This is a genomic window from Shewanella sp. 11B5, assembly GCF_002836795.1.
In the GTDB taxonomy this organism is placed as follows: domain Bacteria; phylum Pseudomonadota; class Gammaproteobacteria; order Enterobacterales; family Shewanellaceae; genus Shewanella; species Shewanella frigidimarina.
Genome location: NZ_PJAP01000471.1, coordinates 1 through 4531, shown reverse-complemented (window position 1 = coordinate 4531; position 4531 = coordinate 1). Strand labels below are relative to the sequence as shown.

At 41.7% G+C, this 4531-nt stretch carries 2 protein-coding genes; both read left to right on the top strand.

Annotation, left to right across the window (positions count from 1 at the left end; all coding sequences use genetic code 11):
* Positions 1–715: 715 nt before the first annotated feature.
* A complete protein-coding gene (locus CXF78_RS10980) occupies positions 716–2248 on the top strand; it encodes a DUF3360 family protein (RefSeq protein WP_011637926.1) in 1533 nt (510 codons plus the stop codon).
* 405 nt (positions 2249–2653) lie between these two features.
* On the top strand, positions 2654–4531 hold a 1878-nt coding region (gene pflB / locus CXF78_RS10975; protein ID WP_102036799.1), incomplete at its 3' end, for a formate C-acetyltransferase.

The following is a 4531-nucleotide window of genomic DNA, read 5'->3' as shown; positions in this document are numbered from 1 at the left end:
TTCCATACTACGGCTACTTACAAGTTCTAAACTATTCGTTATAAGCGATAGGTTTATTTGTAAAACGGCATCTTCGGATGCCGTTTTTTTATGTCTATAACATTATTTTAAATATCGCCTAGCAATAAAGTTTCCCCTAGTCTCAGTATCAACACCATAGCGAAAAACAACCACAGAGTCATACTCACAGTATTATGAGCGTTACCGCATTAACTGATTAAGCAAATCACTTTAATGTTGATGTCGTCAAACATTACCAGCCAAGTCGCACCTTTAAATAACGTCTGCACGCCTTAAGTAAAACTTTTAATTTATGATACTCTATATCAATTATATTGATGCTGAGTATTAATTTGTCATCTGTACAGCAATCAAACTTCAAATCTAGGCTAATTTACGGATCTGATTTTGCAATCAACTTGTTATCCAGCTCTCACTTCTAGCAAACAAAACATCAACTTTCTTGATACCAAGTGATGCGATCGCATCGCTATGCTAAAATCCACAAGGTAAATTGGTCTTACCAAGAAAGATCATAATAAGGACATCACTGTAATGCTTCCCTAATTAAAGGCATCGCAGCTGAGCAAAGTGATAAGAGCCATTGCGGCTCACCGGCAAGCTGCTCTTATGGACATAGCCATCACTTCAATGGAACACACTTAAACTTCATCATTTGATGGATTAACCTGTTCTTTTCGGAGAATGAGAAATTATGTCAGACACAGTCAGTAATTCAGATACACAAGCTCATGAAGCAAGCTATAGCGAGCTTCACCGCCCTGCTAGCGAGTTTGAAACTCGCGATGCCTATCTAGAAAATGAACTCAAGATAATGAAGCCAAAACGCTGGGGACTCAATCTTCCTGGGCGTGATTTTCGTTTTGAATGGGAAGACTTAGTCCCAGCAATAGCAGGAACCATTGGTATTACTGTTATGTATTCTGCAGTAATGGCTGCTTGGGCTGCAGGCTTAAGTGAAAAATGGGACCACGTCAATCTTGGGGCAGAATTTGCTATCCAAATTGTCCGCGTAGAAATGCTCATCCCTGCTTTACTCTTCTGCATTATTAGCTCCGGTTTTATTAACCCAAGAGCAAACCTTGGTGGCAACCATGGACCAATGATCCCGTTGATTGGTACCATCGCGCTCGCTGGTGCTCATCCGTTAGCGTTAGCAATCCTCATTGGTATATTTGGCTTAATTTTAAGTTATTTCAAAGGGGGATCGAAACTGGTTAACCTCACCAGTAGCGGTGTGGCCGGCGGTTTATTAGTGTTCTTAGGATTTATGGGGGCTAAAAGTCAGATAGGTTCTTTGTTTGACTGGGCTGGAGGACTGCAAGCCAAACATAGTCTTGACTATTCACTCGGTTATGTTGCATTTACCATCTTGTTAATCAATGTCATTATTTATGCTGCATTAGCCAAATATGGCAAGCGTTGGTTGGCTATTCCGCTGTGCTCTATCGCGGCTGTTGCTCTGGCATTTGGTCTTGGCGCAGGTTTGGATCTACAATTTACTACCGCTCCAGGCATCCCAAATCTCAATCCTGTTTATTGGTGGGGTTCAACTGAACATGGTTGGCAGTTAGGCTTACCAAATGCTGCTCATTTTATTGCATCATTACCGTTCGCCATTCTTGCTGTTGCCATGTGGTCACCAGACTTTCTTGGCCATCGTATTTTCCAAGAGTTAAATTATCCAAAAGGTGCTGAAAAAGTACTGATGGATGTTGATGATACGATGACAACCTGTTCAGTAAGGCAGATCGTTGGTACGGCAGTAGGTGGCGGTAATATTACCTCATCATGGGGCACTTACATGATCCCCGCAGCCATTGCCAAACGCCCTATTCCTGCTGGCGCGATCCTACTCGGTAGCTTATGTATTATTGTGGCTATCATTGGTTATCCTATGGATATCACCGTGTGGCGTCCTGTTATGTCGATTGCGCTTTTAGTCGGTGTATTCCTACCGTTATTAGAAGCGGGTTTACAGATGGTTAAAGACACAACTAGCAGCCAGGCCGCAGGTATCTGTATTTTCGCTGCATTCGTTGCTAACCCAGTATTAGCTTGGGCTTTGACCATGTTACTTGATAACAATGGCTTGATTGGTGATAAAGAACGTCCTAAAACCTTGTCGTTTGCAGACCGTATTGTTATCCCAAGCCTAGCCTTTGTGATTTGTTTGGCGGCGATGTTAGCAGTAGGCATGATCGAAGGGATTCCAGCGTTGCTATAATCCAGTTATGCTCGGTAATACCATCAATAAAAAGCGAGATCGGCAACGATCTCGCTTTTTATTTGTCAAAAATTGCCGCGTGCTACTCCAACTTCTAAACAGATTTGTTAGCCAGTTAACACTTTTGATATTCCGTTAGCGAAAGCAGCCGATATCGTCATCGCGCTGTGCTATTATCAAGCCATGGATAATTGGTCTTACCAATTAGTTCATTAACCGAAACAATATCGATTAGCGTCATTACACAAGCCAGGCGGAACATTTCTGCCATCAATGTCGCAGAAGATGTAAACGGCTCAGTCTAGCGAATCAACCTAGACTACAGAATGTAAGTACTCAACGGATAACAACACTTAGTGTTAATTGTGATGATATCCGTAGAAAATCAACCAGAGGGTTAAGTAAATGACAGATAAAACCGAACTATTTGCCAACGCGTGGGAAGGTTTCGTAGCTGGCGATTGGAAAACTGAAGTTAACGTACGTGACTTTATCCAACAAAATTACACACCATATGAGGGTGATGAATCATTCTTAGCAGGTGCAACAGATGCAACATTAACTTTGTGGGACAAAGTAATGGAAGGCATCAAGCAAGAAAACCAAACTCATGCTCCTGTCGATTTCGACACAGAAATGGTTTCTACCATTACCTCTCATGATGCTGGTTATATCAATAAAGACCTTGAAACTATCGTTGGTTTGCAAACTGAAGCGCCATTAAAGCGTGCCATGCTGCCCAATGGTGGTATTCGTATGGTTGAAGGTTCATGCAAAGCTTATGGCCGTGAACTGAACAGCGATGTAAATTACGTTTACTCTGAATTACGTAAAACCCATAACCAAGGCGTGTTTGATGTCTATACTCCTGAAATAATGGCTTGCCGTAAGTCAGGTATATTAACGGGTTTACCTGATGCTTATGGTCGTGGTCGTATTATTGGTGACTACCGTCGTATTGCTTTGTACGGTATTGATTATCTAATGAAAGATAAGTTTGCCCAATTCAGTTCACTGCAAGCGCAGTTTGAAGCAGGCGAAGACTTATCAAGTGTGATCCAATTACGTGAAGAAATTGCTGAGCAACATCGTGCTTTAGGCCAAATGAAAGTGATGGCAGCTAAATACGGTTGTGATATTTCTGTCCCAGCCAAAAATGCTAAAGAAGCCATTCAATGGACCTACTTTGGTTACCTTGCTGCAGTAAAAAGCCAAAATGGCGCAGCAATGTCACTTGGTCGTACTTCAACGTTCATTGATGCTTATATTGAACGTGACATTAAAAATGGTGTTCTTACTGAGCAGCAAGCCCAAGAAATGGTTGACCATTTCGTAATGAAATTGCGTATGGTTCGTTTCCTTCGCACACCTGAATACGACGAACTATTCTCAGGCGATCCAATTTGGGCAACTGAATCTATCGCAGGTATGGGTCTTGATGGTCGCACATTAGTAACTAAATCAAGCTTCCGTTTCTTACATACCTTGTACAACATGGGCCCAAGCCCAGAGCCAAACATTACTGTATTGTGGTCAACAAAATTGCCACAAGGTTTTAAAAGTTACTGTGCCAAAGTATCAATTGACACTAGTTCAATTCAATACGAAAACGATGACTTAATGCGTCCAGACTTTGAGTCAGACGATTACGCCATTGCTTGTTGTGTTAGCCCAATGATTTTGGGTAAACATATGCAGTTCTTCGGTGCTCGCGCTAACTTAGCCAAAACCATGTTATACGCCATTAACGGTGGTGTTGACGAAAAGCTTAAAACCCAAATTGCACCAAAAGCTGATCCAATCACTGCTGATGTGCTTGAGTTTGATGATGTTATGTCACGTCTTGATGGTTTAATGGACTGGCTTGCAACGCAGTATGTGTCTGCACTTAACGCTATTCACTTTATGCATGACAAATACTCTTACGAGTCTGCGTTAATGGCATTACATGACCGTGATGTCCGCCGTACAATGGCGTGTGGTATTGCTGGTTTATCAATTGCCGCCGATTCATTGTCAGCGATTAAGTTTGCTCAAGTTAAGCCTATTCGTGATGAAAATGGTATTGCGGTTGATTTTGACATTCAAGGTGATTATCCAAAATTTGGTAACAATGATGCTCGCGTCGATGACATTGCTTGCGATTTAGTTGAACGTTTTATGGCGAAAATTCGCACTAAAAAAATGTATCGTAATGCCATTCCAACACAATCAATCTTAACCATCACTTCAAACGTAGTTTATGGTAAGAAAACTGGTAACACTCCTGATGGTCGTCGTTCA